This is a genomic window from Halorubrum sp. CBA1125 (genome assembly GCF_009742825.1).
GTDB lineage: Archaea > Halobacteriota > Halobacteria > Halobacteriales > Haloferacaceae > Halorubrum.
The window spans coordinates 1-1,357 of record NZ_WPCE01000359.1; the positions used below are offsets into that span (position 1 = coordinate 1).

General features: G+C 75.5%; 1 protein-coding gene and 1 pseudogene. Both read right to left on the reverse strand.

The genetic code is table 11. The features are described from left to right. Positions 1-508, reverse strand: a pseudogene (locus GJ633_RS16670) (M20/M25/M40 family metallo-hydrolase); the annotation flags it as partial. 63 nt (positions 509-571) lie between these two features. Continuing rightward, positions 572-1,357: diaminopimelate epimerase (gene dapF / locus GJ633_RS16675; RefSeq protein ID WP_156589648.1), on the reverse strand; the 786-nt coding region annotated here is incomplete at its 5' end.

Below are 1,357 nucleotides of genomic sequence, written 5' to 3' on the forward strand. Positions count from 1 at the left end.
GGTCGTCGGTCCCCGGCAGGCGTCCGGTCAGCGCCGCGGCGCCGAGCGACAGCGTCTCCTCGTCGGGCGTGAGCGCGAGGGTGACCCGACCGCGGTCGGGGTCGGCCGGCGAGGAACCCGGCGAGGATGGCCGCGAGCGGTCCCTTCGCGTCGCAGGCGCCCGTCCGCGGATCACGGGCGTCGTCGGATGGCTCGTTCCGCCGTCGGCGTCGGATCCGCGCTCTCCCGCGTCCGCGGTCCCGCGCGCGAACGGGACGTGCGGCGTCACGGTGTCGAGGTGCGTGTTGACCACGAGGTGCGGCCCCTCGTCGGGCGCCGCCGAGGACGTCTCGGCGACCACGCAGCCGCCGGCGACGACCGCGGGCTCGACGCCGTACCGCTCCAGCGTCTCGACGACGAGCGTCCGCATCTCGTCGACGGACTCGTGTGAGGGCGTCCGTACCGCCGACTCGAGGAAGGCGACCGGGTCGAACGCCTCCCTGACCGGCCCCGCGTCGGTCCCGGTCATCCGTCGCCTCCGGTCATCCGTCGCCCCCGGTCATCCGTCGCCTTCGGTCACCCGCCGCCCCGGTCATCGCGGATCCGCCGGGAGCGTCCCCGAGAACTCGTGGGCGACGGCGCCGGTCAGGGTGGCGTGGCCGTCGTCCGGGACGGTGATCGAGAGCTCGCCGCCCGGCGGCCGGGTCACCGCCGACGCGCCGTCGATCAGCCCGAGCCGGCGCGCGACGGCGACGATCGCGACCGCGCCCGTGCCACACGACTGCGTCTCGCCCTCGACGCCGCGCTCGAAGGTGCGCTGGTCGATGACGGCGGGATCGTCGCCCGCCCCCGCGTCGACGACCGCCGCGAGGTTCACGTTCGCGCCCGCGGGGAAGACGTCGGCGTGGCGGACGGGCGGCGCCACCGATTCGAGGTCGATCGCGTCGATCCCCTCCGGGTCGTCGCGGCCGCCGTCGACGAACGCGACCGCGTGCGGGACGCCGGTGTACACGGCGGTGACGGTCAGCCCCGCGACCGACTCGTCGATCAGGGGCTCGTCGCGATCGACCGGTACCCGCGCCGGGTCGAACGTCGGCTCGCCCATCTCGATGGTGGCGGCGGTCGCGTCGGCGTTCACGGACGCGTGGCGCGTCCCCGCCTGCGTGTCGATCATGAACTCGCGGTCGCCCGTCCGGTCGTGCGCCCAGCGGGCGACGACCCGCGCGCCGTTGCCGCACATCGACGCCGTCGAGCCGTCGGGCTGGACGAGCGTCATCACGACGCGGGTCGGGTTGAACGCCTCCTGGATGCTCAAAAAGAGGACGCCGTCGGCGCCCGGGCGTCCGGTCGCGCTCGCCGGGACCCCCCCGTTACCGGC